Origin of the sequence: Mesorhizobium sp. B2-4-19, assembly GCF_006441315.1 — a bacterium.
GTDB lineage: Bacteria > Pseudomonadota > Alphaproteobacteria > Rhizobiales > Rhizobiaceae > Mesorhizobium.
Window position 1 is genome coordinate 88,815 of record NZ_VFUV01000008.1, and the last position, 24,475, is coordinate 113,289.

The following is a 24,475-nucleotide window of genomic DNA, read 5'->3' on the forward strand; positions in this document are numbered from 1 at the left end:
GGTCCTGCCGGAAAGCCTTGCTGGCTTCTGGTGCCGTGCGCCGGCATCGAGATATGCAGAAGCATGGACATGACTGAAATCGGTACGAACAGGGTCGACTGGCGCGCATTGTGGGCGAGCGGCGACCTGGCGCGCTTCTGCTTCATCAGCCTCGGCATCCTGCTGCACGCCACCAACGAGACGATGGTGGCAACCGTCATGCCGGCCATGGTCGGCGAACTGGCCGGCGTGCAGCTCGTCGGCTGGTCATTGGCGATCTACGAGCTCGGCGCCATCGTCGCCGGTGCCGCCGCCGGGCGACTGGTGAGCTACGTGGCGCTGCGCACCAACATGGTGGTCGCCGCCCTGCTCTACGCCGCCGGCGCGCTGATCTGCGCCACCTCGCCTTCCATGCAGTTGTTCCTCACCGGCCGGCTGATCGAGGGGCTGGGCGGCGGCGCGCTGGTATCGCTCGCCTTCGTCTCGGTCGAGCGGCTGTTTTCGCGCGCCATCTGGCCGCAGCTCTTCGGCATCATGTCGGCGATCTGGGGCGTCGCGGCGTTCAGCGGCCCGTTGCTGGGCGCGATCATGACCGAATTCCTGTCGTGGCGCTGGGCCTTCGGCGTCTTCACCCTCGGCGGCACCGCCATGGCAGTGGCAAGCTTCCTCGTGCTCAACACGCCGGAGGCGAAGAAACCCAGCACGAGCGCCGGCAAGGCCCCGCCCTTCCCCTTCGCCGCCCTTGCCTGCCTTGCCGTCGCCGTGGTGCTGATCGCCTCGGCCGGCGTCGACATCGCCCTGCTGCGCTCTTCGCTGCTGATCGTGCTGGGCCTCGCCGGGCTCGCGCTGTTCTTCACCATCGACGCGCTGAAGCCGCGCTCGCGGCTGTTCCCGGCGCGGCTGTTTTCGTGGCGCACTCCGGTCGGTGCCGGCATGACCATGGTCGCCGCCTTTTCCGTCGCGACCTGCTCCTTCGGCGTCTACGGGCCGCTGCTTTTGACCAGCCTGCACGACATCCCGCTGCTGACCACCGGCTACATCATCGCCGCCGAATCGATCGCCTGGTCGATCCTGTCGATCCTCGTCGCCAACGCGCCGCCGCAGCGTGAACGGCTGATCATTATCACCGGCGCCCTGATGATCGCGGCGGGCATCGCCGGCTTTGCCTATACGATACCCCTGGGCTCGATCCCACTGATCCTGGTCTGCGCCTTGCTGCAGGGCGGCGGCTTCGGCATTGCCTGGCCGTTCCTGACCCGCGTCATCGTCGCCTCCGCCCCGGACGACGAGCAGACCATCGCCTCGGCCGCGGTGCCGACCATGCAGCGCATCGGCTACGCCGTGGGGGCCGCCCTTGCCGGCATCGTCGCCAATGCCAGCGGCTTCTCGCAAGGCTTGAACCACGACGCGGCGGCCAATGTCGCGAGCTGGCTGTTCCTTGCCTTCGTCCCGCTTGGCATCCTCGGCTGTCTCGCCGCCTTGCGGACGTCAGCGGCCGCAACTCGACCGCTGGAAGCCGTCGGCTGACTGGAGCAATTCCAGGAAAAGTGTGTACGGTTTTCCGCCCGGAATTGCGTCAAAACAAAAAGTTAGAACTTCAATTCGGGCTGTCTCAATCGACACGCAGCCGATAGCCGACACCGGTCTCGGTGGTGATGTAGCGCGGCTGGTCGGGGGTCTTCTCGATCTTCTGCCGGAGCTGCCTGACATAGACCCGGAGATACTGCACGTCGGTCGAATCATCCCAGATCTGCTTCAGGATGAAATGGTGGGTCAGCACCTTGCCGGCATGCTGCACCAGGATGCGCAATATGTCGTATTCCTTCGGCGAGAGTTTTATCTCCTTGCCCTCGACCTTGACGATGCGCTTGACCAGATCGACGCTGAGGTCGCCACTTTGGAATACAGGCTTCTCGCCCTGTTGCTGGAACTTGTGCCGCAACGCCACGCGGATGCGCGCCACCAGTTCGTTCATGCCGAACGGCTTGGTGACATAATCGTCGGCGCCGAGTTCGAGCGCATTGACGATGCCGGCCTCGTCGGTGCGGCTGGAGAGGATGACGACGGGAATGTCGAGCCCCTCGTCACGCCATTTGCGCAGGAGCTCATGGCCGCCCATGCCAGGCAGACCGAGGTCGAGCATCACCAGATCCGGCTTTTCCTGTTCCATCAGCTCGATCGCCACCTTGGCGTTCGGCGCCTCGCTGATGGCATAGCCCTGGCTGCCGAGGCCGACCCGAAGCAGCTTGCGGATCGGCGGCTCGTCATCGACGACCAGTATCCTGACATTCGAATTTGTCATGAAGGCCGATCCACGCTGGTCTCTTCGCCGCGATTGCCGACATCGGATGATTCCGCCGGCACCGGCATCCTGATGGTGAACGCAGCCCCAGGGCGGTCGGTCCGGTCGGCGGCCGAGATGGTGCCGCCCATCGATTCGACAAAGCCGCGGCAGATCGACAGGCCAAGCCCGGTGCCGGCGCGCACCTGATCGCCCTTGCGCACCCGGTAAAAGGTGTCGAACACACGTTCCAAATCATGCGACGGAATGCCCGGCCCCTCATCCATGATCTGCACGATAACGGATCCATTGTCGGCCCATCCCTGCACGCGGATCGTCGAGCCGGACGGCGAATATTTCGACGCATTGTCGAGAAGGTTGAACAGAACCTGCTCGAACAGCACGGGATCGAGCTTCAGCATCGGCAGGTCGGGCGGAATATCGACCTCGATCTTGTGTTCGCTGGTGATCTTGCGGGCGCGGTTGAGCGCCGTGCCGACGATATCGCCGACATAATGCAGGGCATAGTTCGGTTCCATGGCCCCGGATTCGATCTTGGTCATGTCGAGCAGATTGGCGATGAAGCGGTTCAGCCGCTCCGATTCGTCGATCACCGTCGACAGGAGCTCCGCCCGGTCCGGCTCGGGCAGATCCGGCGCGAATTCCTTGAGCGTGCCCGCCGCTCCCATGATCGCCGAGAGCGGCGTTTTCAGGTCATGCGAGATCGAGGTCAGCAGGGCCGAGCGCAGCCGGTCGGCTTCGGCCGCGAGCTTGGCGCGGTCGACATCGGCGACCAATTGGACGCGTTCGATCGCCACCGCCGCCTGGTCGGCCAGCGCATCAAGCAGGCGCTGTTGCTCGGGCGTCAGCAGCGGGCCCTGCTTGTCATTGTCGAGGCCGACGACACCGATCGCGGTGCGCCCGGTACGCAAAGGCAGATAAAGACGCTTGGCGCCAGGCAGCGTGTCGGCGCCGCGCCCGGCGGGGCGGTTGTGTTCCCACGCCCAGCGGGCTGCGGCGATATCGGCCTCGGCCAGCGTGTCGTCCGGCGGATAGCCTGCCTTGACGGTGATGGTGCCGTCTTCGGGCAGAAGCAACACCACGCGCAGCTTCAGCATCGAGGCGATCTGGAACGCCGTGGCCCACAGCACGTCGTCGAGCGTGCCGGCGCCGGCGAGCTTCTTGGAGAAGAGGTAGATGTCCTCGGTGGCCCGCGCCCGCGAGCGGGCAGCGACGGCCTGGCGCTGCATGCGCGCGGCGAGGTTGCTGGCGATCACCGCCACGGCAAGGAAGACGGCGAGCGCCACGATGCTCTCGGGATCCCGGATCGTCAGCGTGTAGCGCGGCTCGAGGAAGAAATAGTTGAAGGCAAGGGCACTGAGGAAGCACGCATAGAGCGCCGGCCAAAGGCCGCCGGCCACCGCCGATGTCAGCACCGCCAGGAGGAAGACGATCGCCAGATTGCGGACGTCGAGGAACTGGTCGAGGACGGCGCTGACGGCCAATGAACCCGCGACATAGGTCGTGGCCAGCATATAGGGCCAGATCTGGAATTGCTTCTGCTCGGCCGCCGCCTTGACCCTTCTCGAGGTCGCCTCGGCATCCCGCTCGGTCCCCGAAATGACGTGGACGCTGATGTCGCCGGCATTGCGGATCAAATCATAGGTGAGCGAGCCCTCGATCAGTTCGCGCCAGCGCGACCGGGTCGGCCGGCCGACCACGATATGGGTGAAATTGTTGGCAGTCGCGTGGCGCACGATGTCCTGCGCGACGTTCTGGCCGGGAATGGTCGTCACCTCGGCGCCGAGCTGCTCGGCAAGGCGCATCAGCGTGGCGAGCCGGTCCTTGTCTTCCTCGGACATGCCGGCCGAGCGCGGCGTATCGACATGCAGCGCCGTCCATGGCGCGCGAAGCCGGTCGGCCAGCCTGCGTGCGTAGCGGATGCGGGCCGCACCGCCCGGACGCGCGTCGACGCACACGAGCACCCTCTCGCCCGCGGCCCATGGGCCCTGGATGGCGTGCGACTGCATGTGATTGAGCAACTGCTCGTCGACACGCTGGGCCGTGCGGCGCAGCGCCAGTTCGCGCAAAGCCGTCAGATTGCCCGACGAAAAATAGTTCTCGATGGCGCGCTGCGCCGTGTTGGGGAAATAGACCTTTCCCTCTTCCAGCCGCTTGATCAGGTCGTCGGGCGTCAGGTCGATGATTTCGACATCGTCGGCCTGGTCGATAATGGAATCGGGAACCGTCTCGCGCACCCTGACCCGCGTGATCTGCGCGACGACGTCGTTGAGGCTTTCGACATGCTGGATGTTGAGCGTCGTGTAGACGTCGATGCCGCGCGCCAGGATCTCCTGGACGTCGAGATAACGCTTGGGGTGGCGGCTGCCGGGTGCATTGGTGTGGGCGAGTTCATCGACCAGAACCAATGCGGGGCGCCGGGCGAGGATTGCGTCTATGTCCATCTCGTCGAGGACGCGCCCCTTGTAGTCGACCTTGCGGCGGGGGATGACTTCATAACCCTCGACCAGGGCCTGGGTTTCCCCGCGGCCATGCGTCTCGACGATGCCGATCACGACATCGATGCCGTCGGCCAGCCTGGCACGGCCCGACATCAGCATTTCGTAGGTCTTGCCGACACCGGGCGCGGCGCCGAGGAATATCCGCAAGCGGCCGCGTCCCTCCCGCTCGGCGTGCTCTAGCAGCGCGTCGGGGGAAGGTCGGTTCTCGTTGCTTCTGTCGTCCGGCATCAGGATCGATCATGGAGAGGTCCGGGGATGCTGTCGATCCCCGGACCGCGCCATACCTATTTAGCCGCGTCCAGCGCCAGGTTGAGCGCCAGCACGTTGACAACAGGCTCTCCCATGAAGCCGAGTTCCCGGCTCTCGACCTCGCCGTCGACAAGCACCTTGACCTTGGCTTCGTCGATGCCCCTGGCCTTGGCGACGCGCGGAATCTGGAAATAGGCGGCCTCCGGGCTGATCTGCGGGTCGAGGCCGCTGCCCGACGCCGTCACCAGGTCCATCGGCACAGGCTGGTTCGGATTCTCTGCCTTCAGCTTCTCGGCATCGCCCTTGATGCGCTCGATCAGCTTGGGGTTGGTCGGGCCGAGATTGGAACCGCCGGAGGCGCCGGCGTCATAGCCGTTGCCGGCGGCCGAAGGCCTGCCGTGGAAATACTTGTCGCTGGCGAAGGCCTGGCCGATCAGTTCGGAGCCGATGACCTTGCCGTCCTTCTCGATCAGGCTGCCATTGGCCTGACGCGGGAACAGCGCCTGCGCTATGCCGGTCATGCCCAGGGGATAGACCAGGCCGGTCAGCACGGTGAAGAAGACGATCATGACGATCGCGGGTCTGATTTGCTTGAGCATCGGAATGATCCTTATGCAAGGCCAAGGGCCGTGACGGCCATGTCGATTATCTTGATGCCGGCGAACGGCACGATGATGCCGCCCAGGCCGTAGACGAGAAGGTTGCGGCTGAGCAGCGCGCCGGCGCCGATCGCCCGGTATTTGACGCCGCGCAGCGACAGCGGGATCAGCGCGATGATGATCAGCGCGTTGAAGATGATGGCCGAAAGGATGGCGCTCTGCGGCGTCGCCAGATGCATGATGTTGAGCGCCTGCAGCGGACCGGTGGTCTGGCCCGGCGCGACATAGAAGACGGCGAACATGGCCGGGATGATGGCGAAATACTTGGCCACGTCGTTGGCGATCGAGAAGGTGGTCAGCGAGCCGCGCGTCATCAACAGTGCCTTGCCGATCTCGACGATCTCGATGAGCTTGGTCGGGTCGCTGTCGAGATCGACCATGTTGCCGGCTTCGCGCGCGGCGACCGTGCCCGTGTTCATGGCGACGCCGACATCGGCCTGCGCGAGTGCCGGCGCATCGTTGGTGCCGTCGCCGCACATGGCGACCAGCTTGCCCTTGGCCTGCTCGTCGCGGATCAGCTTCAGCTTGTCCTCGGGCGTGGCCTGGGCCAGGAAGTCGTCGACGCCGGCTTCCGCCGCGATGGCCGCCGCCGTCATCGGATTGTCGCCGGTGATCATCACCGTGCGGATGCCCATCTTGCGCAGCTCGGCGAAACGCTCGCGGATGCCGCCCTTGACGATATCCTTGAGGTGGACGATGCCGAGCAGCCGCCCGTCGCGCTCGACCGCCAGCGGCGTGCCGCCGGACTTGGCGACCTCGTCGGCGATCGCCTGCAGATCCCGGACCGTGTCGCTGTTCGGCCGCGTCGCGTGGCTGGCCACGGTCGCCTGGTTGACATGGGCGAGCACGGAATCGACCGCCCCCTTGCGCACCGAGGAGCCGTCGATGTCGACGCCGCTCATGCGGGTCTGCGCGGTGAAAGGCACGAAGGCGGCGTGCAACGTCGCCATGTCACGGGCGCGGATGCCGTATTTCTCCTTGGCCAGCACGACGATCGAACGGCCCTCCGGCGTTTCGTCGGCAAGCGAGGCGAGTTGTGCCGCGTCGGCCAGTTCCTGTTCGGTGACGCCCTTGACCGGGCGGAATTCCGTCGCCTGGCGGTTGCCGAGCGTGATGGTACCGGTCTTGTCGAGCAGCAGCGTGTCGACGTCGCCGGCGGCCTCGACGGCACGCCCCGACATGGCCAGCACGTTGAAGCGCACCAGGCGGTCCATGCCGGCGATGCCGATGGCCGACAGCAGCGCGCCGATGGTGGTCGGTATGAGCGTGACGAACAGGGCGACGAGCACGGTCACCGAGATGTAGCCGCCGGAATAGGACGCAAAGCTCGGGATGGTCGCCGTGGCCAGCACGAAGATCAACGTCATGCCGACGAGCAGGATGTTGAGCGCGATCTCGTTCGGCGTCTTCTGGCGTTCGGCGCCTTCGACCAGGGAAATCATGCGGTCGAGGAAAGTGTGGCCGGCGGCAGCGGTGATGCGTACGCGGATCCAGTCGGACAGCACCTGCGTGCCGCCGGTGACCGCCGAGCGGTCGCCGCCGGATTCGCGGATGACAGGAGCCGACTCCCCGGTAATCGCCGCTTCGTTGACCGAGGCGACGCCTTCGATCACTTCGCCGTCGGACGGGATGATGTCGCCGGCTTCGACCAGGACGATGTCGCCGACCTTCAGGCTGGTGCCCGGCACCAGCTTGAACTTGCTCCTGTCCTCGCCGGTCAGGAGCTTGGCCTGGGTCTCGGTGCGTGCCTTGCGCAGGGAATCCGCCTGCGCCTTGCCGCGCCCCTCGGCGACGGCCTCGGCGAAATTGGCGAACAGCACCGTGAACCACAGCCAGATGATGATCTGCAATGTGAAGCGCAGGTCGCCGCCGCCGGTGATGAGATCCCTGACGAACAGCACTGACGTCAGCGCCGAGACGATGGCGACGACGAACATCACTGGGTTGCGGGCCAGTGTGCGCGGGTCGAGTTTGCGGAAGGCACCGCCAATGGCCGGCCACAGGATGCGGGCATCCATGATAGCGGTTGATTTTAACTGGCTCATTTTGAAGCTCCGGCTTCGCTGTTGTTGGGCGGCACCGGGTGATTGGATGCCGAAAAGGGTGGGCCGTAGACCAGCAGCCAGATCACGATCATGACGGCCGCGATGCCCAGGAACGTCGACACGGTCGGGAAGGGAGGAGGCTTGGCCTCCCCCTCGCTGCCGGCTGGCGGCCTGGCCTTGCGACGCTTGCTGCTGAACAAGGGCATGGCCGCCTCAGAAGGTTTGCCCATGGATCATCGCCAGGTGCTCGATGATCGGCCCGACGGCGAGCGCAGGGAAGAAGGTGAGGCCGCCGACGATGACGATGACGCCGATCAGCAGCCCGACGAACAGCGGCCCATCGGTCGGGAAGGTGCCTGCCGAAGCCGGCACGGTCTTCTTCGCCGCCAGCGAGCCGGCGATGGCGAGCGCCGGGATGATGACCAGGAAGCGGCCCATCAACATGCCGATGCCGATGGTGATGTTGTACCAGGGCGTGTTGCCGCTGAGACCGCCAAAGGCCGAACCGTTGTTCGCCGCCGCCGAGGTGTAGGCGTAGAGCACCTCGGAGAAGCCGTGCGGTCCGCCATTGGCAATCGAGGCCACGGCGCTCGGCAGGACAACGGCGATCGCCGTGAAGATCAGCATTGCGAGCGGCAGGCACAGGATGGCCAGCATCGCCATCTTGACCTCCTTGGCCTCGATCTTCTTGCCGAGATATTCGGGCGTGCGGCCAACCATCAGGCCGGCGACGAAGACGGCGACGACGATGAACATCAGGATGCCGTAGAAGCCGGCGCCGACGCCGCCGACGATGACCTCGCCAAGCTGCATGTTGATGAGCGGGATCATGCCGCCGAGCGCGGTGAAGCTGTCATGCATGGCGTTGACCGCACCGCAGGAAGCGGCCGTCGTGATGACGGCGAACAGCGCCGACAGAGCGATGCCGAAGCGGGTCTCCTTGCCTTCCATATTGCCGCCGTCGATGCCCAGCGCATGGATCAGCGGATTGCCCGCGGCCTCCGCCCAGTAGCAGACGGCGACGCCGGCGATGAACAGCGCGCCCATCGATGCCAGGATCGCCCAGCCCTGGCGCTGGTTGGCGACCATGCGGCCGAAGACGTTGGTCAGCGCGGCACCCAGCGCGAAGATCGTCACCATCTGGATCAGGTTGGAGATGGCGTCGGGATTTTCGAACGGATGCGCGGCATTGGCATTGAAGAAGCCGCCGCCATTGGTGCCGAGCATCTTGATGGCGACCTGCGAGGCGACCGGGCCAAGCGCGATGGTCTGCTTGGCGCCTTCCAGCGTGGTGGCGTCGACGTACGGCCCAAGCGTCTGCGGTATGCCGAGCCAGACATAGACCAGGGTGAGCACGATGCAGAGCGGCAGGAGCACGTAGAGCGTGCAGCGGGTCATATCGACCCAGAAATTGCCGATCGATTTGCCGGAGGCGCGGGCAAAGCCGCGGATCAGCGCGATGGCGATGGCAATGCCGGTGGCCGCCGAAACGAAATTCTGGACCGTCAGCCCGGCCATCTGCAGGAGATAGGACATCGTGCTTTCACCACCGTAGTTCTGCCAGTTGGTGTTGGTCACGAAACTGGCGGCGGTGTTGAAGGCGAACGCCGGATCGACCGCGCCCATGCCGGCGGGATTGTAGGGCAGACTGCCCTGCAGGCGCTGCAGGGCATAAAGCACCAGGAACCCGGTAAGGTTGAACAGCAGCAAGGCCACCGCATAGGCGGTCCAGTGCTGTTCCTCACGTTCGCTGGTGCCGCAAATGCGGTAGAGCCCGCGCTCGAGCGGGCCGAAGATCGGTGAAAGCGGCGTGCGATCGCCGTTGAAGACGCGGTGCATGTAGAAGCCAAGCGGCTTCGTCAGCAAGACGATGACCCCGCAGAAGGCAAGGATCTGTATCCAACCGTTCAGTGTCATGGCTGTGGCTTTCCGTGCCTTCAGAAGCGTTCTGGACGAACGAGGGCGTATGTGAGGTAGGCGAGCAGGAACAAGGTCACGCCGCCGCCGAGGATGTAATCGAAAAGCATGGCTCGATCCTTCAGCTCAAATTCTGTCGCAGGCTTTGACGTAGGCCAAGGACAGGGCAAAAAACAAAACCCCTATCCCGAGAACAATGATGTCCATTGTGCTTGTTCCTTGCTTTGATTTTTCTACTCGGCAGCTGCCGGAGCAGGCCTGCAACTACGTGAAAGCGGCGCGCCGCACTCCGATTGGCGGCGTCCGACGTTTTTCCCATGCGGAATATGGACCCGACCGCCATAAAGGTTCGAGACGGCCCGGGGCGGAAAGAAATAGAAATTTTATAAAGGTTTTGGCAACGATTTAGGCTCTGACGCGGACGGCCGTCGTGCTGCAAACTCTAGGTGTGCAACCTCTACAACATCACCACGTCGCAAGAGCAACCTTGAGCCATCGACATCTACCCGAACCAGTTTGGCCCGGTAGTTCGCAATGCATCGGACGGCGAGCGCGAGCTTGCGATGGGGAATGCGACCCGCTGGAGCGTGTCCGGGGCAACGCGGACTCCGGACCACCAACATCCGCAATCATCAGTATGACCACTGGCGACAGTATATTGGTTGGTGTCGAGCATCGTTGCCTGGTCCCGGCGACGTGCTTCGCGGAGCCAGCCCCATGCCGAACGACAAGGACCCCGAGGCAGGCGGCACTCAGCGGAACTTTTGGTTCGCCCTCAATGAAGATCGCTCGTTCGTGTTTTAACGGTCGAGACCCCAAATGTCCGGATTTCTTGCGAAGTACTCGATCAGCATCTCAGTGAGAACCCGGACTTTCCGTGCGGGGTGCTGACCTGGCGGTCGGATGACATACGCGCCTGCCGAAGGTGGGGGATAGCGTGTCATTACCGGAACGAGGGCGCCGGAGGCCACATATTCGTGTGTGATGCAATCGGGGAGCCAGGCGATGCCGAGTCCCGCCGCCGCGGCAGCGGCTAGCGCCGTAGCGTTGTCGGCCTTGAACCTGCCCTGCGGCTGAACCGTGACGATCTTGTCACCATTCATGAACTGCCAGGCTTCCGTTCCTTGCATGAGGGCCTGATGGTTGACGAGTTGCTCTACCGTCTCAGGTGAACCGTGCGCTTTGATGTAATCAGGGCTTGCGACAAGCTTTCCATAGATCGGTCCGACGCGCTTCGCGATCAGGTTGGAGTCATGAAGGTAACCAACCCGGATCGCGCAATCGAAACCTTCGGCGATCAGATCGACGAAGCGATCGCTGTAGGAGGTATGGATGTGGAGCTGCGGGTGGTGTTGCGCCATTTCCGCGAGCACGGGGGCGAAGTGGGTCGGGCCGAAAGAGAGCGGCATGGCAACCCTCAGACGGCCGCGCAGCTCACCGGTGGGGAGGATCGTTTCCCTGGCCGCATCGATCTCGGCGCTGGCTCTGGCCGCATGCTCTCTGAACGTGATCCCCGCTTCCGTAAGCGCGGCGCCGCGGGTCGTTCGTGCAAGAAGTTGAATACCAAGTTCCGCTTCAACCCGAAAGAGCCGCCGACTGACGATCGATTTGGAGACGCCGAGCCGGCGCGCGGCGGCCGATACGCCCCCTGCATCGGCCACTGCGACGAATGTCTGTAGATCTTCGATGTCCATTCGGCGTTCCTTATTCCGCGACACAGCTTGTCTGATTATGGCACTACCGCGTCACCAAAAGGAACAGCAAATTGTGTCCAGGCAACGTCGCCTGCTGGCGCATGTCTCCCGTGAACCCATTGCCGTCCGTAGCGGCAGAGAAAGGAAGTCTTGATGACCCCTCGTAACGGCCTCGATTCGCTTCTTCGCCCCGAAGATTCGGTCCTCGTTCTGATCGACCATCAGCCTTATCAGCTCGCAAACCTGAACAGCCACGATCCGCACATGGTGGTCAACAACACGACCGCGCTGGCGAAGCTAGCAAAAGCCTTCAATGTTCCGACCATTCTCACCAGCGTGATCGCGGCGCGCGGTGGGCTTCTCTTTAAGCAGATCACCGACGTATTTCCGGACCAGGAAGTCATCGATCGCACCTGGGTGAACACCTGGCAGGACGAGAATGTGGTGAACGTCGTCAAGGCGACCGGCCGCAAGCAGCTGATCATTGCCGGCCTGTGGACCGAGGTCTGCGTCGCAATGCCCGTGATCCAGGCCGCCGGCGAAGGCTGGGACGTGACCGTGATCACCGACGCGTCGGGCGGGATTTCGAAGGAGTCTCACGAAGTTGCCATCCAGCGAATGATCGCGGCCGGCGCGAACGTGATGACCGTGATGGCGCTCGCTGGCGAATGGCAGCGCGATTGGGCGCGCACCGAGCATGTCGAGGAGCTGAGCGAGATTCTGATCCAGCACTTCGGTGGCAGCGGCATCGCCTTCCTGTGGGAGCAGCAGCTCCTCAACACACCGGTTCCGCGCGCCGCAGCGTGAATCGAGCGGGGACGACGAGCGGTCTCTCCGGCGCCCGAGCGTCGCTCGAGCCCCGTCGTCCCCTTCCTCGCACAGAGCGACGATGCCGTGATCCATGGTCTTCAGCAGGAAAGCGTGGGGATCGACGAAATCGCCGGACACCTGCAATGAGGTGAACTGCCGGCCGCCATTCTCCAGCACTTTGTAGCGCGCCGCCAGCCCGTCGAGGATCAGCGTCGAATAAGTCGGACGCGACCCCGACGCGACGATGTCCTGGCCGGTGGCGAAATGCCTCTCGAACGTCATGGCGCCGGCCAGCAGCGCCTTCTCGGCGTCTGACAGCGCGTCATGCTGCCCCAGGTTCAGATAGAGGGATTCAAGCACCGCAATCTCCGGCGAAAGGGCTTCGGCGGCCGATCGCCATCTTGTTCTGTCGGAAGCAAAAGCGGCTTCGGCTACATACGCCGTTGGCCGCTGCTAAGCATCAACATTTGTTAGCGCCTGCTTGTTCCGCGGCAAATGCCGCTCTGACGGAACAACTGGCTGGTCCGCGAATTGTCGGTTGAATATCTCGCCATCTCATCAGTCTGAGGGTCAGCCCATCATGCCTCGATATTATCTTGACCTCTACAATGGCGACGGTCTGACGGTCGATGATGACGGCCAGGTCTTCGAGACGCGCGAGCGCCTGCGGCGCGAAGTGATCCGCATTCTGCCTGACATCGTCCGCGACGAGATCATCGAAAACGACCACACCTCACCGTCAAGGTACGCGACGAAGAGGCGCACCAAATATTCAAGGCGTCGCTTGTCGTCTCGTCAGGTTGGTGAGTGACATGTCGCTATCCCGGAACATCGATGACAAAAGTTTTCCAACCATCATTTGTAATCGCCGCCCCAGCCGCAACGCTGCACCATGCGGGGCCGGAAGATGATGGAGGCGCCGATTTGTTCCAAACCAACGCCGGTTCGTAATGGAGTTAGCAGTACATGGTCCGTGCAAAAGTCGACACCCAGCGCGATGAGCGCGCCAAGCGTGAATCGCAGATCGTACTCGACGCCGAGCGGGCGGCCCGCGAAGCAAAGACAGCCAGATTGAAAGAGCTGCGCCTCGCAGCGCAATCATCGCAAGAGCCAGATCCGACGAGGCCCAAGCCGACGCGACGGCGCGCGCCTTCGAAAGGTTGACCGCCTACGACTGCTGGATAGACATCATCGGTAGATGACGGCGATCCCTGTGATCGTCTTGCAAAGCGAAGCCCGGCTCGGGAAGACTAAGCCGGGCTTTCGGTGGTGGCCGCGTTAGCCGCCACGACGGGAGGTGGCCTCAAACTCAGGCGGCGTAGCCGCCATGGCCGCGCGCGACGGCACGCGCCACGATGACCGGCTCGACTTCGGGCCAGAGGATGCCGGTTGCTTGTGCGAACTCGACGAGCGCATGGCGCGCCTCGTCCCTGGTGATACAGCCTTCCAGCGCAAGACCGCACGCCTCCACGGCATTGCGATAGAGCAGACCACGGCGCGAGGTCGTCCAATCGGTCAGGAAATCGTGCATTTCGGCCAGCGAGGCAATCTCGCGCTTGAAGCCGAGGCCGACGGTCAGTGCGACCTGTGAATGAAACAGCTTGTCGTGCATGAAGCAGGCTCCTGATTATAGCAGCGCCAGGAGAAATATCCGGGCTGGTCCACGGACGGGACGCCGTGAAACGCTCTGCGGGCCAAGAGGTTCCGGGCCGGGAGCTTTCATATGAAATGCGGCGGTCGTGCTCTGATCGCGATGCCCGCATCGTTCCCGTCAGCCCTGGCCAATCAGCGTTCGAATGGCCCGGAAATCATCGCTCCTGAGCGTTGTGCGCGGCCTGCAGACTGTCTTGTGAAACGTCCGCGATGCGCCAGGACTGCGCTGCTTCAGCGGCTGTCGTCTCACGCACCTCGCGCTGCGTCGACAGGCGAAGAACTGTCGCAAGACGGTTTCCCAGCGAGACGCCCGGCTTTTCGACCACAAGGTGCGCGACCAGCGCCATGAGGACCAGAAGCACCATCGCAATCAATATAACGAGCCAATATTGGGCGGCGTTGTCCATGGCGAAGGCCCGCAGAGGCGCGATGGAGAATGTCGAGCGACCTCCAAAGCCATCGCCGTGCCGACGGCCAGAACATAGAGCGGCCCGATCCTGAAAGCCCGCTTGAGGAACAGGGTCGGAAAATCCACGGAGGACTTTGCCGACAGCAGTTTCCCCCAGAACAAATAGGCGGAGATGATGAAGAACAAGGATACGCCCACCTGTCCCAGTGGGCCATAGAAAGCCGAAGGCGGATGCTTCCATGCGCCGGTCGCCAGCATTTCATGGTATTTGACGGCGTGGTGAAGCACGATGGCAAGCGCCAGATAGCCTCGCATTCCGTCTATTGCCCGCACCCTGGAGGAGTTCGATTCGAAACCCACCCGCTGAAACAGCGGCATGCCCGTAAGCGGCCAAAGCAGCGCGACGACCACGAAAGCGGGCCAGATGTCATAAAGTCCAATCACGATTGCTCCGAGCCGATGCGCACAGCACGCTGAGTCGCCTTGTTGGACTATGCAACCTCGCCCGGAGCCGGCACAAGCGCTCGCCACCATCCGCCAACCGAACGATCATTGGCTTGCCGGAGCGCATCGTTCCCCTGAGGCCCGGGTACCCTAAGCCCTTGGACTGCTTGTGGCTGACACCGAGATCAATCAGCGATTGGGAACGCTGGCGGAGAGAGCGTCCGAAGATGCGACTAGTCTTGACTAGTCAGAAGTAGCCAACCTGTTGATTTCCCGAGATTTTAGTTAGGCATGACTAGCTAACAAATCTGCGGAAGGCTTCAAAAAGGTTAGTCGGGACGACCGTACTAACACCAAGGAACCTCCGCAATGGCATCGAAAATCGACACTCTCAATCGCGAGCTTCGCAATCGGATCAATGCCGGCCAAGCTAATCTGTGGTCGCATGGCAACGGCTTGTGTTTCGCGTTGTCCAGCAATGGCAAACCCACTTGGGTTTTCCGCTATACGTTCGGCAACAAGCGCCGCGTCATGACACTTGGACCGCACAACGATCCGATCAGCGACCGGCAATTCAAAGAACTGGAAATGGTCGCTATTGAACACCGCGACCAAGTGAAGGCCGGCACTGATCCGCTCATAGCGACAAAGCCCAAACAGTCAAAGACGACCGGCGACGATACGTTTGAAGACGTGGCCCGCGACTACATCGCAACGCATAGCGGCAACTGGCGTAACGACAAACACGCGGCCCAATGGTCGAGCACTCTGGAAACCTACGTCTACCCAAAGATCGGACGGTTGTTGCCTCACGAAATCGGCGTTGATCACGTATTGTCGGTCTTGCAGCAACACCACATTCGGCGCGGCAAGCGACTGCCACTTTGGGACGCCGTGCCCGAGACGGCGAGCCGTGTTCGAATGCGGATTGAAACCGTCATCGCCGCAGCGAAATCCAAGGCAATGGGAAGTGCAAACCCCGGGATCAAAGCCATGTGGAAAGATCACCACAACCCGGCAAAGTGGGAAGACGGGCTAGAGCATTGGCTTGGGAAGGGCAAGCAATCCAAAGGCCATCATGCAGCGATGGCTTTTGCAGATGCCCCGGGATTTGTGCAGGAATTGCAGACAAAGACCGACTACTCAGCAAAGGCGCTCATGTTGACGATCCTTTGCGCAACTCGCACCGGCGAGACTTTGCTAGCAACGTGGGATGAATTCGACCTTGAAGCCGCGACTTGGAAGATTCCAGCCGAACGCATGAAAGCCGGTATCGAACACCGCGTTCCTTTGTCGAGCGCTGCAATCACGCTGTTGAAGGGTCTGCACCGTATCGCCGGCAATCCGTATGTCTTTCCGGGCCAAAAGCGCAATCAACCGTTGTCTAATATGGCTATGCTGGAGATGCTGCGTGGCATGAGGGAGGGACTGACCGTTCACGGCTTCCGAAGCGCATTCCGCGACTGGTGCAGCGAAACAACGCTGCATCCTGACACGATCGCTGAAATGGCGCTCGCTCACACAATCAAAGACAAAACGGTTGCCGCATATCGTCGTGGCGATGCCTTCGAACGTCGCAAGCAACTCATGCAACAATGGTCAGATTATCTTTTGATTTCCAACGACAACTATAAGCAAGAATGGCAACGATTGATCGCGTAGACCGGTGATCTGTGGATAACTATCAGGACGGCCCGGCTAAGCGGGCTGTCTCTTTGACTACTCATGCATAGTCATGCTTAGCTATGTCGTCTTATATTGCCGCCTCGATTTTTGGGCGCGCGCGAGCGGTGGATGCCGCATGCCACGGTGAAGACGTGGCGCAAAGCGGCTGGATGGCTGCAAATCAACCCAAAAGATTTGGAAAGCTTCCCCACATGGATGCTATGACGGTACTCACGCGCGACCAGCTTTGCGCCATGCTCAAAATCAGCGATACCTCCCGCCAGCGGCTCGAAAGGATCGATCCGACTTTTCCGCGCAAGCTGCACGTTTCGGCCCGCAAGGTCGGCTATCTCCTTAGCGACGTACATGCATATCTCGCTCGGCGGCGCCAAAAAGCGGCATGATCGGTTTGCGACAGCGGTTAGACGGCAATTTTGCTGCCGTTATTGCCAGAAAAAGCGTATTGTTTTCAATAAGTTATTTGAAACGAGTTCAACGGACGGATGTTCCGCCGAACTTAAAGATAAGCCCGGCAAGGCGTTGCGAGCCGTACCGGGCAAAATCAGTGTTTAAAAACGATTACGGAAAGTGAAGTTACATGAACGCCTTAGCACCGAATAACACGGTTGCGCAAGACTTTGCTCTATCGTCGTCACATATCGCAGCGTTGACCGGGCAACAAGACGGCAGCAACGTTGTTTGTGATATTCGTTTTATCCACGACACCGATAAGAGCAGACCGGCGATCCCGACGCGTGGAACGCTACAACAACTTTGGACGACCATCCTAAATTATCAAACGCAAGGCTTCGGCGCTTTCATCAACTGCAACGAAATGGATGGCAACGGGCTGACACTCGCCAACGTCCAATCGATCCGCGCTCACGTCATCGACCTCGACAACCTTAGCGCCGCGCAAAATTACGAACGGGCAGCGCAATTCAATCCAGCACCATCATTCGCCGTGCAGTCATCGCCGGGACGATTCCATGTGTATTGGAGCGTTCAACCCTAGCGTCGAGTGTGCATGAGGAAAACGCGGTGCGCTAGAGGCGGAGGCATCCTCCGCCACGATCGTTGAATTTTAGGCTCTTTCCAGATCGACTAACCTTTCCGACCAACCATATTGGGAAATCCGTTCGCTTGCTGCTCGCGATAGCCGTTTGCGGTCGGCTTCCTTGGTATATATCTCTGCCGTCGCCAGTTTCGTCCAAGCGTACATTGCGCATAGTTCATGGGCGGTCGCGCCATTCTCGGCGGCAATGGTTGCGCCGGCTTTACGAAGTCCGTGCGCTCGACACTCGTTAGGTAGCCCGGCGTTCTCGCATTGCAGCGCAAACCAGTTGCCGAAGCTTTCCGGCGAAGTGAACGGCTTGCCGCAGGACGTAACCATAAACGACAAATCGCCGGTCGTTGTTGCGTCAATGGACCGCTGCAATTCCGGCCAAATGGTCAGATAGACCATGGTGTTGGTCTTTTGGGTGCGCAGCGTAATCAAACTGTCGCGGACGTGCTGCGGCCCTACGCGAACAACGTCCCCTCTCCGTAGCCCGCAGAACAGCATGATATCGAGCGCGAGCCGGGCGCGAGTGCCTACCGGATGGAACACGCGGTATTGCTCAACCTGATCGACCGTCCAGCTATGGAAACCGTCCGTCTTCGCCTTGATTGGCTTCACGCCGTTACAAGGATTGTGGTCGATATGGCCGGCACTAACTGACCATTCAAATAGCTTGCGGATCGCCTTCAATGCGTTGTTTGCGGCGAACGGTGTATCGGCTTTGGCATCCATCGCGGCTTGAAGGTGCTGGCGTTTGATGGCCTTGAAAGGTTGCGTCCCGGATTTCTCAACCAAACGCGCAAAGATGCTGTCGCGAACGCGGCGGGTTGATGGTCGTAATCCTTTGAAATGGGCGCTTTGCCGGTATTGGTGGATAAGCCACGCAAGGGTATAAGCCGCAGGACGGCCAACGGGTTGAACGACAAGCTTCCCGGCAAAGGCGTCGTTGTAAGCCTTGATATATTCGCGCGAATTATATTCGCCCGGCAGTCGGACGCGGATTTGTCCCGGTCGTCGGAAATACCAGACATGTTTTCCATGGCGATTGCGCTCATGAATTTCGTACCGTCTGCGGGCGGCAATCAAAACGACACCTTTACGTTGTCGACGGACGACCGGTCGTCGGGGTGCCGGTCAGTTGCGCCCGATGCTGGCACAAGGCGAATGTTTATACCGCCCGGCGTTTCGATGACTGGCACGTAACCCGCCTTGGACGCGCCTTTGCAGATCGCGGTAATCTGCTTTTGGGTGAGCAAAAGTTTCCGTGACATTTAGCGTCCCCTTGGATCGGCGGCGATTTGGTTGACACGAGCCGGCAGCGCGTACGTGTCGTACTGGTCAATTCCAGCCTCAACGCCCTGCTTTACGGCGTCTTCAAGCTCTCTCCGCCCGAGAACCCCGCTGACGTTCACATTGAGCGTACCGTATGTGCAATCTTTACAACATCACCACCAGCCAAGATGCCATCCGCGAATGGACCCGCGCATTGCGGGACATCACGGGCAATCTTGAACCGTCCCTTGACGTTTACCCCAACATGCCGGGACCGGTTGTGCGCAATGCGCGAGATGGTCAGCGCGAGCTAGCGAAACTGCTTTGGGGAATGCCAACGCCGATAGAGCGAGTGAAGGGCAAGGCCGACTATGGCACGACCAACATTCGCAACCCGCAATATTCGCACTGGCAGCAATACGTTGGCGTGGAAAATCGCTGCGTCGTGCCCGTGACCAGCTTCGCAGAACCTAGCCCAACTCCCAACGACAAAGACCCAGAGACAGGCATTCAGCGCAACTTTTGGTTTGCCCGGAGCAAGGACCGGCCCTTGTTCTTCTTTGCCGGCATGTGGACGCCGTGGCACGGTGTTCGCCGGGTCAAAGACGGGCCGGGCGATTTCGAGCTTTACGGCTTCATGACGACCAAGCCTAACGCCGTCATTGCCCCGATCCATGAAAAGGCAATGCCGGTGATCCTGACCACTCCGGAGGATGTCAATGCGTGGCTAACCGCGCCATGGTCCGAGGCGCGACACATGCAGCGGACAGCGCCCGACGACGCCTTGGTGATTGTCGAGAAGCCGGCCACACAGATCAAGTTTCCGCAGCAAGCACCGGTCCAAGGATCGCTGTTCTGACCGTCATTCGTCCCGCCAAACGGGGCTTTTCCGAACCTGTATCTTGACCAGCCGGCGCACCTTCATCCGCTCGCGCTCGGCCGCGACAGGAACGATGACATCGCATTCAATGTTGTCTTTCCGACCGCATCGCTCGCATTTCATCGCGCGGCAGAGTCGGTTCACATCGGTATCGCCAAACAGCTTTATGAGGTCGCCGGGATCGTAATAGCGCCGGCCGTACCGATCATGGCAGTACCCGCAATCAACCCACACCAACTGACCGTTCTGCACGGCAGAGCTAAGGAACCAGATGGTTGTGCGGCGCTTGGGCGGTTGCTCGGGCATGACATACGAATTGGAAGCCATTCTTTGCCAAGTCAATTCGACCTTGACAATTTTGTTCCGTTTTTGTTCACTAACGGCATGGACCATCAGGAGTCAATGAAATGGACCACATTGTCAGGCTCGACAGCCGCCAAGAAGCTGCACTTCAAGCCACGGCCGATAAATTCATTGCCCTTCACAAAGGCGACCCGGTGAAGGCGCTCAAGGAAATGATCGTGCTCAATGGCCGTCTTCAACAGCGGCTTGATGCGCTGTCAGGGGCACGGCAACGCCAATGACACGCATCGCATTTGCGAGGGAACTGGAAAGCGCATCGGACGCCATTGCGGATATCGCGTTGACGACTATCGCAAGCGAACTGGCAATTCCCAAAGGCGATTTGGTCGCGCGGATTCTCCGCGAATGGCTGGAAACGAATGCCTATCTGCCTGTGCCGTAGATACTAGACGAAGAGAGCGCGACCGAAGGCAGTGCGCAAATCACGGACGGGGCATGGCCCCGGCGATAAAGTATATCAGACCGGTTCCAGACCACGTCACGATAGACATCAATATTGCCCACACAATTCGCGAATACATTGGACGCTCATTCGTGTTAACGCTCGGGAATGTTTCCTGCACTATGCGTTCCAACACGTAGAGCATCTTTATAAGCAGAAAAATTGAAAATACCACCGGCCCAATTAGGTAAAAAATATAAAGCGAAAGCTCTAGGTACGTCGATCCGTGGCGCTGAATGACGTATCGAACACCAACAGCGGTACCAACCGAAAACGCCACCGTCGTAAGCGCCATTCGGGCCAAATCAAACCACGGCCTTTCCTTATCGAGCACGGCTTGAATTTTCTGTGCAACCATCGGTGCGACTCATTTTTGGAGTGAGCCCCAAGCATACGACATTTCAGCAATTCGTAGAATGGACGATCAGCGCTGTGGAAAGATCACCGATGGTTAGTAGATTGGTTAGTTGATCACTAACCGAAAATCGCCAAACCCCATGTTTTCTGTGCGTTTCAGGGGTTGACTTGGCGGAGAGAGCGGGATTCGAACCCGCGTTACGGTCTCCCGTAAACACACTTTCCAGGCGTGCGCCTTCAACCACTCGGCCACCTCTCCGTCCGTGCCTTCGCGCCGGCCGGTTTCGCCGCGCGGGTTGGGGAGATGCATCTCCTTGGGGCCGCGGTGCGGAACGCCCGCGCCATGGACGCCGCCCAACCAGCGGACATCCTTCCCCGGCACCTGAGCCGTCGAAGCAACAGGCGCGGGGCTCATCTAGTCGATCCCGCGCCGAATGCCAAGCCATAACGGCACTCTATTCGCTTTGCCGGCCACATGGCGGTTCGCGAGGCCGCCCTCGCACCGGTTTCCGGGGCGCCGGCGCCGAATGATGTGCACAGGCAAGGCCGTAAGACCCGCCGCGCTTGACTTCGCGGCCGGCCATCTGTCGAGTGAGGCGGAGGCTTTGCGGGGGCATTGTCCGGACATGACATCGAGCAGCGAACAACCGAGTGGGCAGGCGCCGGCCGGCCGCCCGGGCGGCGACCTTTTTTACGTCCCTGCGGGCTGGCTCATCTTCGTCATGGCGTGGTCGGTCTATGGCCTGGCGTCGGCATGGTGGCTGGTCGGCAATTCCGGCCTGCCCGACAAGATCTTCTATTTCCTCGTTGGCGGGCTCGTCGCCAATGTCATCACCATCCTGTGGGGGCTTTACCTGCTCGGCCTCGCCTTTGGCCGTTCAGGGCGTTTCCCCCGCCATTTCACCATCTGGCAGATCGCCACCATCGTCTGGGTGCTGGCGAGACAGGCCTATGTGCTGACAGTGCCGGAATTCGCCTTCTCCGCCAGGAGCCTCGGCATCACCGCCATCGAGATCAGCATCGGCCTGCTTTGCATCTACCTGTTGCGCCCCGGCTCCGGCGCCGGGACCGTCTACGCCAGGCCGCAAACCGAAGCGCCGCCGGTCTTCGTTTCCATCATCGCCGCCTTGCTCGGCATCATTCTGGGCGCCGTCGTCGGTGCCCTGGTCGGCTTCTTCGCCGGCTCGGTGATCGCCGATGTCGCCGAGGTGAGCTGCTTCGAGGGCGGCTGCGGCTATTTCGCCGCCTTCATCGGCCTGGCCGGGCTGGTGGTCGGCGCCATTGGCGGCGGCATTCTCGCCGTCTGGCTCGTCCATCGGCGCATGCGCAAGCCTGTGGCATAGGACAGAAAAGCGCGGGCCTTCAAATTCGCGTATCGCGGTTGCGGGCGGGCCAGACAAATTCTATTTCTCGTTTCGAGACACGTGCCGGAGATCCCTTGGGAAAGCATCCAGGATCGGCCGGGGGAGAACCTGGATGTTTCGCTTCATTTTCCGCCTTGCCGCGATGGTCGCGCTGTCGGTCTCCGTCATCATGGCGGTGCTCGACACGACGCGCACGGTGGCGGCTTCGGCGCTTGTGCTAACGCCGCTCAATGCCAGCTGGCTGGCGGTGTCGCCGCAGACGCGGGCGGCCTTCGAGACCTTCGTCCGCGCCAAGGCCAGTCCGCTTTTGTGGGATGGCGCCATCGCCTGGGTGCTCGACCGGCCGGGATTTGCCGTGTTCGCGGTGCTGGCCTTCCTGCTCTACGCCATCGGCTACAGGCGCCAGCGGCGCACAGGCCAATTCGCCGCCAACTGATCGGCAAAGGTCGCCAGGCAAGATCGAGCTGCGGCGCGGCCTGCCCCTGGCACGCTTTTCCAAAAGGTCAAAATTCCGCGTGAATTTTGTTTCGGGCCGTGCCAGATTGCCGCCGGGCGGGAGGGGAATACACTCCTGGCTGACGTCGCATGCCGGCCGCAGAACCGGGCAGGCAGGCGGGGCGTAACGGAAAAAAATAACCGACAGGGTGTGGATCACATGAAACGTATCGTTCTCGGCCTCCTGGCCGCAACCGCAATGGTTCTTCCGGCTTTCGCCGCGGATGTCCAGCCGGCCATCCTCTATGATCTGGGCGGCAAGTTCGACAAATCCTTCAACGAGGCTGCCTTCCATGGCGCCGAGAAGTTCAAGACCGAGACCGGCACGCCCTATGTCGAGTTCGAAGTGTCCAACGCCTCGCAGCGCGAGCAGGCGCTGCGCCGCTTCGCCGAGGACGGCCACAACCCGATCGTCATGGCCGGCTTCGCCTGGGAGGATGCGCTGAAGAAGGTCGCGGCCGAATATCCCGATCTCAACTTCGCCATCATCGACGATGCCGTCGACCTGCCCAATGTCCGCTCGCTGGTGTTCAAGGAGAATGAGGGCTCCTACCTCGTCGGCATCATGGCCGCGATGGCATCGAAGTCGAAGAAGGTCTCCTTCATCGGCGGCATGGACATCCCGCTCATCCGCAAGTTCGAATGCGGCTATGTCGGCGGCGCCAAGTCGGCCGGCGCGACCGACGTCATCCAGAACATGACCGGTGACACCCCGGCTGCCTGGAACGATCCGGCCAAGGGCGGCGAAATCGCCAAGACGCAGATCGACCAGGGCTCCGACGTGGTCTACGCCGCGGCCGGCGGCACCGGCGTCGGCGTGCTGCAGGCGGCGGCGGATGCCGGCAAGCTCGGCATCGGCGTCGATTCCAACCAGAATGGCCTGCAGCCCGGCAAGGTGCTGACCTCGATGATGAAGCGCGTCGACGTTGCCGTCTACACCGCCTTCATGGATGGCAAGAACGGCACCTTCAAGGGTGGCGTCGAGAATCTCGGCCTGAAGGAAGGCGGCGTCGACTACGCCATGGACGACAACAACAAGGCGCTGGTGACCGCCGAGATGAAGGCTGCCGTGGAAAAGGCCAAGGCCGACATCATCGCCGGCAAGATCAAGGTGCACGACTACACGGCCGACAACGCCTGCCCCTATTGATCGGCAGAGACGTCAGGTCAGGGCTAACGGACCGCCGGGTGAGAACCCGGCGGTCCTGCATTGGGCTACAGCTTGCCCGCCAGGTAACCCAGCGCAAACGCCACGATCAGCCCTGCGGCAACGACAAATCCGCGCCGCCCGCCAAGCGCTTGCAGGCCGATTCCATATGGCGGCCGGGAAAGGCCCCGGATCACCGTCGCCGGCCCGGCGTTGCCGTCGCCGAGGTGGACGCTGCGCATCTGCGGTAATTCGGCGAGGCGTTGCGTCACCAGTTCCCAATGCCTGGTTGGCAGGAGTCCTCGTTTTTCGTGACGGTCGAAGAATTGCATCTGCCCCGCAAACCGCACCACGGCGTCGCGGAAGGTGGGGTCGATCTCGAGATCGCGCTCGGCCCGTTCGCGCTCCGCATCGCTCATCAGGCCCAGCACATATTCGCCCGCCCTTTCAATGCGATCGCCTTCACCGGCCATGATTTGCGCCCTCCCCTCGTCTTCACCAATGCGGCGGCTTGGTCACCGGTACGTCGGGCGCCGCCTGCTCCTCCAGTGCCAGGAAGCGATCGGTCAGCGCGTCGAGCTTGCGCTGCATGCGCTCGATCACCGTCCACTGTTCGGCGATCTGTCCCGACAGTTCCTCGATGGTCCTTTCCTGCTCGGCGGCGCGGATTTCCAGCGTCGTCAGCCGGTCGGCGGGCATGATCATTCGCAGTCCCTGATCTTGCACCACAATGCCTTGCGTCGTGATGCGAATTTCGACGCCGCCATA

29 protein-coding genes, 1 tRNA gene and 1 pseudogene are annotated in these 24,475 nt (G+C 61.6%); 12 read left to right on the forward strand and 19 right to left on the reverse strand.

What is annotated here, in order from left to right; all coding sequences use genetic code 11:
• Positions 1-69: 69 nt before the first annotated feature.
• On the forward strand, positions 70-1,506 hold the full coding sequence (locus FJ546_RS15785; protein WP_140890189.1) for an MFS transporter: 1,437 nt from the start codon (positions 70-72) through the stop codon (positions 1,504-1,506).
• An 85-nt stretch (positions 1,507-1,591) separates the two neighbouring features.
• Here the strand turns inward: FJ546_RS15785 and FJ546_RS15790 are convergent, their stop codons facing one another.
• The 8 genes from FJ546_RS15790 to FJ546_RS15825 form a co-directional block, all read right to left on the reverse strand.
• Positions 1,592-2,281, reverse strand: coding sequence for a response regulator transcription factor (locus tag FJ546_RS15790; RefSeq protein ID WP_140890190.1), 690 nt, complete (start codon positions 2,279-2,281; stop codon positions 1,592-1,594).
• A complete protein-coding gene (locus FJ546_RS15795) occupies positions 2,278-5,010 on the reverse strand; it encodes a sensor histidine kinase KdpD (protein WP_140890191.1) in 2,733 nt (910 codons plus the stop codon). Before FJ546_RS15795 ends, FJ546_RS15790 begins: the two co-directional genes overlap by 4 nt.
• A 56-nt stretch (positions 5,011-5,066) precedes the next feature.
• Positions 5,067-5,630 (reverse strand): potassium-transporting ATPase subunit KdpC, encoded by a 564-nt coding sequence (gene kdpC / locus FJ546_RS15800; protein WP_140890192.1) that lies wholly within the window; start codon positions 5,628-5,630, stop codon positions 5,067-5,069.
• Between the two features lie 11 nt (positions 5,631-5,641).
• Entirely contained in the window at positions 5,642-7,735 is a 2,094-nt protein-coding gene (kdpB, locus tag FJ546_RS15805; protein WP_140890193.1) for a potassium-transporting ATPase subunit KdpB, read from the reverse strand.
• The gene (locus FJ546_RS15810; protein ID WP_246686857.1) at positions 7,732-7,941 is read right to left on the reverse strand and encodes a hypothetical protein; all 210 of its coding nucleotides are present in this window, start codon (positions 7,939-7,941) and stop codon (positions 7,732-7,734) included. The genes kdpB and FJ546_RS15810 overlap by 4 nt, the downstream gene beginning before the upstream one ends.
• Before the next feature lie 7 nt (positions 7,942-7,948).
• Complete coding sequence (gene kdpA / locus FJ546_RS15815) at positions 7,949-9,652, reverse strand: potassium-transporting ATPase subunit KdpA (protein ID WP_140890195.1); 1,704 nt, start codon at positions 9,650-9,652, stop codon at positions 7,949-7,951.
• Positions 9,653-9,672: 20 nt separating this feature from the next.
• Positions 9,673-9,762, reverse strand: coding sequence for a K(+)-transporting ATPase subunit F (kdpF, locus tag FJ546_RS15820; RefSeq protein ID WP_019861144.1), 90 nt, complete (start codon positions 9,760-9,762; stop codon positions 9,673-9,675).
• 690 nt (positions 9,763-10,452) lie between these two features.
• A complete protein-coding gene (locus FJ546_RS15825) occupies positions 10,453-11,346 on the reverse strand; it encodes a LysR family transcriptional regulator (RefSeq protein WP_140890196.1) in 894 nt (297 codons plus the stop codon).
• Between the two features lie 153 nt (positions 11,347-11,499).
• On the opposite strand from FJ546_RS15825, the gene FJ546_RS15830 reads away from it, so the two are divergent.
• Positions 11,500-12,153, forward strand: coding sequence for a hydrolase (locus tag FJ546_RS15830; RefSeq protein WP_140890197.1), 654 nt, complete (start codon positions 11,500-11,502; stop codon positions 12,151-12,153).
• Between the two features lie 72 nt (positions 12,154-12,225).
• On the opposite strand, the pseudogene FJ546_RS31610 reads toward FJ546_RS15830, so the two are convergent.
• Positions 12,226-12,516: pseudogene (locus tag FJ546_RS31610) on the reverse strand (Crp/Fnr family transcriptional regulator); the annotation flags it as partial.
• Between the two features lie 220 nt (positions 12,517-12,736).
• Here FJ546_RS31610 and FJ546_RS15840 point away from each other — a divergent pair.
• Positions 12,737-12,967, forward strand: a complete 231-nt coding sequence (locus tag FJ546_RS15840) for a hypothetical protein (protein WP_246686858.1) — start codon at positions 12,737-12,739, stop codon at positions 12,965-12,967.
• Between the two features lie 498 nt (positions 12,968-13,465).
• Here the strand turns inward: FJ546_RS15840 and FJ546_RS15850 are convergent, their stop codons facing one another.
• From FJ546_RS15850 to FJ546_RS15855, 3 genes are all read right to left on the reverse strand, one after another.
• Positions 13,466-13,768, reverse strand: a complete 303-nt coding sequence (locus FJ546_RS15850; protein ID WP_140890199.1) for a DUF982 domain-containing protein — start codon at positions 13,766-13,768, stop codon at positions 13,466-13,468.
• Between the two features lie 196 nt (positions 13,769-13,964).
• Positions 13,965-14,216: a hypothetical protein gene (locus FJ546_RS31615; RefSeq protein ID WP_246686859.1), complete on the reverse strand. Its 252-nt coding sequence runs from the start codon at positions 14,214-14,216 to the stop codon at positions 13,965-13,967.
• Positions 14,180-14,662 (reverse strand): acyltransferase family protein, encoded by a 483-nt coding sequence (locus tag FJ546_RS15855; protein WP_246686860.1) that lies wholly within the window; start codon positions 14,660-14,662, stop codon positions 14,180-14,182. Before FJ546_RS15855 ends, FJ546_RS31615 begins: the two co-directional genes overlap by 37 nt.
• 369 nt (positions 14,663-15,031) lie before the next feature.
• On the opposite strand from FJ546_RS15855, the gene FJ546_RS15860 reads away from it, so the two are divergent.
• The 3 genes from FJ546_RS15860 to FJ546_RS15870 all read left to right on the forward strand — a co-directional run bounded on the left by FJ546_RS15860 (position 15,032) and on the right by FJ546_RS15870 (position 17,342).
• Entirely contained in the window at positions 15,032-16,324 is a 1,293-nt protein-coding gene (locus FJ546_RS15860) for a site-specific integrase (RefSeq protein WP_246686861.1), read from the forward strand.
• 83 nt (positions 16,325-16,407) lie between these two features.
• Entirely contained in the window at positions 16,408-16,731 is a 324-nt protein-coding gene (locus FJ546_RS15865; RefSeq protein WP_140890200.1) for an AlpA family phage regulatory protein, read from the forward strand.
• Between the two features lie 194 nt (positions 16,732-16,925).
• Positions 16,926-17,342 carry a hypothetical protein gene (locus FJ546_RS15870; protein WP_140890201.1) on the forward strand — a complete coding sequence of 139 codons (417 nt, stop codon included), beginning with the start codon at positions 16,926-16,928 and terminating at the stop codon, positions 17,340-17,342.
• A 69-nt stretch (positions 17,343-17,411) separates the two neighbouring features.
• Here the strand turns inward: FJ546_RS15870 and FJ546_RS15875 are convergent, their stop codons facing one another.
• Both FJ546_RS15875 and FJ546_RS31250 read right to left on the reverse strand, forming a co-directional pair.
• Positions 17,412-18,473 (reverse strand): tyrosine-type recombinase/integrase, encoded by a 1,062-nt coding sequence (locus FJ546_RS15875; protein WP_140890202.1) that lies wholly within the window; start codon positions 18,471-18,473, stop codon positions 17,412-17,414.
• Positions 18,470-18,658, reverse strand: a complete 189-nt coding sequence (locus FJ546_RS31250) for a hypothetical protein (RefSeq protein ID WP_181167953.1) — start codon at positions 18,656-18,658, stop codon at positions 18,470-18,472. The genes FJ546_RS15875 and FJ546_RS31250 overlap by 4 nt, the downstream gene beginning before the upstream one ends.
• Positions 18,659-18,813: 155 nt before the next feature.
• On the opposite strand from FJ546_RS31250, the gene FJ546_RS15880 reads away from it, so the two are divergent.
• Positions 18,814-19,518, forward strand: coding sequence for an SOS response-associated peptidase (locus tag FJ546_RS15880; RefSeq protein ID WP_140890203.1), 705 nt, complete (start codon positions 18,814-18,816; stop codon positions 19,516-19,518).
• Positions 19,519-19,521: 3 nt separating this feature from the next.
• Here the strand turns inward: FJ546_RS15880 and FJ546_RS15885 are convergent, their stop codons facing one another.
• A complete protein-coding gene (locus FJ546_RS15885; RefSeq protein ID WP_140890204.1) occupies positions 19,522-19,932 on the reverse strand; it encodes a hypothetical protein in 411 nt (136 codons plus the stop codon).
• A gap of 14 nt (positions 19,933-19,946) precedes the next feature.
• Here FJ546_RS15885 and FJ546_RS31255 point away from each other — a divergent pair, with 14 nt between their 5' ends.
• Both FJ546_RS31255 and FJ546_RS31260 read left to right on the forward strand, forming a co-directional pair.
• Positions 19,947-20,123, forward strand: coding sequence for a hypothetical protein (locus FJ546_RS31255; RefSeq protein WP_181167954.1), 177 nt, complete (start codon positions 19,947-19,949; stop codon positions 20,121-20,123).
• Positions 20,120-20,284, forward strand: coding sequence for a hypothetical protein (locus FJ546_RS31260; protein WP_181167955.1), 165 nt, complete (start codon positions 20,120-20,122; stop codon positions 20,282-20,284). Before FJ546_RS31255 ends, FJ546_RS31260 begins: the two co-directional genes overlap by 4 nt.
• A gap of 40 nt (positions 20,285-20,324) precedes the next feature.
• On the opposite strand, the gene FJ546_RS15895 is transcribed toward FJ546_RS31260, so the two are convergent.
• Together FJ546_RS15895 and FJ546_RS15900 are read right to left on the reverse strand one after the other, a co-directional pair.
• Positions 20,325-20,702: a hypothetical protein gene (locus tag FJ546_RS15895; RefSeq protein ID WP_140890205.1), complete on the reverse strand. Its 378-nt coding sequence runs from the start codon at positions 20,700-20,702 to the stop codon at positions 20,325-20,327.
• 168 nt (positions 20,703-20,870) lie between these two features.
• Positions 20,871-20,960, reverse strand: a tRNA-Ser gene (locus FJ546_RS15900).
• A gap of 367 nt (positions 20,961-21,327) precedes the next feature.
• On the opposite strand from FJ546_RS15900, the gene FJ546_RS15905 reads away from it, so the two are divergent.
• From FJ546_RS15905 to FJ546_RS15915, 3 genes are all read left to right on the forward strand, one after another.
• Positions 21,328-22,044: a hypothetical protein gene (locus tag FJ546_RS15905; RefSeq protein WP_246686862.1), complete on the forward strand. Its 717-nt coding sequence runs from the start codon at positions 21,328-21,330 to the stop codon at positions 22,042-22,044.
• A 133-nt stretch (positions 22,045-22,177) separates the two neighbouring features.
• A complete protein-coding gene (locus FJ546_RS15910) occupies positions 22,178-22,501 on the forward strand; it encodes a hypothetical protein (protein ID WP_140890207.1) in 324 nt (107 codons plus the stop codon).
• Between the two features lie 219 nt (positions 22,502-22,720).
• Positions 22,721-23,710 (forward strand): BMP family ABC transporter substrate-binding protein, encoded by a 990-nt coding sequence (locus FJ546_RS15915; protein WP_140890208.1) that lies wholly within the window; start codon positions 22,721-22,723, stop codon positions 23,708-23,710.
• Between the two features lie 65 nt (positions 23,711-23,775).
• Here the strand turns inward: FJ546_RS15915 and FJ546_RS15920 are convergent, their stop codons facing one another.
• Positions 23,776-24,180, reverse strand: coding sequence for a hypothetical protein (locus FJ546_RS15920; protein WP_140890209.1), 405 nt, complete (start codon positions 24,178-24,180; stop codon positions 23,776-23,778).
• A 22-nt stretch (positions 24,181-24,202) separates the two neighbouring features.
• Positions 24,203-24,409, reverse strand: coding sequence for a SlyX family protein (locus tag FJ546_RS15925; RefSeq protein ID WP_169627215.1), 207 nt, complete (start codon positions 24,407-24,409; stop codon positions 24,203-24,205).
• Between the last annotated feature and the right edge of the window lie 66 nt (positions 24,410-24,475).

Coding starts and splice junctions, on each gene's coding strand:
- FJ546_RS15885 (WP_140890204.1), bottom strand. CDS start 19,932: ATGGTCCATGCCGTTAGTGAACAAAAACGGAACAAAATTGTCAAGGTC.
- FJ546_RS15810 (WP_246686857.1), bottom strand. CDS start 7,941: ATGCCCTTGTTCAGCAGCAAGCGTCGCAAGGCCAGGCCGCCAGCCGGC.
- FJ546_RS15870 (WP_140890201.1), top strand. CDS start 16,926: ATGAACGCCTTAGCACCGAATAACACGGTTGCGCAAGACTTTGCTCTA.
- kdpF (WP_019861144.1), bottom strand. CDS start 9,762: ATGCTTTTCGATTACATCCTCGGCGGCGGCGTGACCTTGTTCCTGCTC.
- FJ546_RS15880 (WP_140890203.1), top strand. CDS start 18,814: ATGTGCAATCTTTACAACATCACCACCAGCCAAGATGCCATCCGCGAA.
- FJ546_RS15850 (WP_140890199.1), bottom strand. CDS start 13,768: ATGCACGACAAGCTGTTTCATTCACAGGTCGCACTGACCGTCGGCCTC.
- FJ546_RS31255 (WP_181167954.1), top strand. CDS start 19,947: ATGGACCACATTGTCAGGCTCGACAGCCGCCAAGAAGCTGCACTTCAA.
- kdpC (WP_140890192.1), bottom strand. CDS start 5,630: ATGCTCAAGCAAATCAGACCCGCGATCGTCATGATCGTCTTCTTCACC.
- FJ546_RS15795 (WP_140890191.1), bottom strand. CDS start 5,010: ATGCCGGACGACAGAAGCAACGAGAACCGACCTTCCCCCGACGCGCTG.
- FJ546_RS15830 (WP_140890197.1), top strand. CDS start 11,500: ATGACCCCTCGTAACGGCCTCGATTCGCTTCTTCGCCCCGAAGATTCG.
- FJ546_RS15895 (WP_140890205.1), bottom strand. CDS start 20,702: ATGGTTGCACAGAAAATTCAAGCCGTGCTCGATAAGGAAAGGCCGTGG.
- FJ546_RS15905 (WP_246686862.1), top strand. CDS start 21,328: ATGACATCGAGCAGCGAACAACCGAGTGGGCAGGCGCCGGCCGGCCGC.
- FJ546_RS15785 (WP_140890189.1), top strand. CDS start 70: ATGACTGAAATCGGTACGAACAGGGTCGACTGGCGCGCATTGTGGGCG.
- FJ546_RS15865 (WP_140890200.1), top strand. CDS start 16,408: ATGTCGTCTTATATTGCCGCCTCGATTTTTGGGCGCGCGCGAGCGGTG.
- FJ546_RS15790 (WP_140890190.1), bottom strand. CDS start 2,281: ATGACAAATTCGAATGTCAGGATACTGGTCGTCGATGACGAGCCGCCG.
- FJ546_RS15860 (WP_246686861.1), top strand. CDS start 15,032: ATGGCATCGAAAATCGACACTCTCAATCGCGAGCTTCGCAATCGGATC.
- FJ546_RS15910 (WP_140890207.1), top strand. CDS start 22,178: ATGTTTCGCTTCATTTTCCGCCTTGCCGCGATGGTCGCGCTGTCGGTC.
- FJ546_RS31250 (WP_181167953.1), bottom strand. CDS start 18,658: ATGTCACGGAAACTTTTGCTCACCCAAAAGCAGATTACCGCGATCTGC.
- FJ546_RS31615 (WP_246686859.1), bottom strand. CDS start 14,216: ATGGACAACGCCGCCCAATATTGGCTCGTTATATTGATTGCGATGGTG.
- kdpA (WP_140890195.1), bottom strand. CDS start 9,652: ATGACACTGAACGGTTGGATACAGATCCTTGCCTTCTGCGGGGTCATC.
- FJ546_RS15915 (WP_140890208.1), top strand. CDS start 22,721: ATGAAACGTATCGTTCTCGGCCTCCTGGCCGCAACCGCAATGGTTCTT.
- FJ546_RS31260 (WP_181167955.1), top strand. CDS start 20,120: ATGACACGCATCGCATTTGCGAGGGAACTGGAAAGCGCATCGGACGCC.
- FJ546_RS15840 (WP_246686858.1), top strand. CDS start 12,737: ATGCCTCGATATTATCTTGACCTCTACAATGGCGACGGTCTGACGGTC.
- kdpB (WP_140890193.1), bottom strand. CDS start 7,735: ATGAGCCAGTTAAAATCAACCGCTATCATGGATGCCCGCATCCTGTGG.
- FJ546_RS15920 (WP_140890209.1), bottom strand. CDS start 24,180: ATGGCCGGTGAAGGCGATCGCATTGAAAGGGCGGGCGAATATGTGCTG.
- FJ546_RS15825 (WP_140890196.1), bottom strand. CDS start 11,346: ATGGACATCGAAGATCTACAGACATTCGTCGCAGTGGCCGATGCAGGG.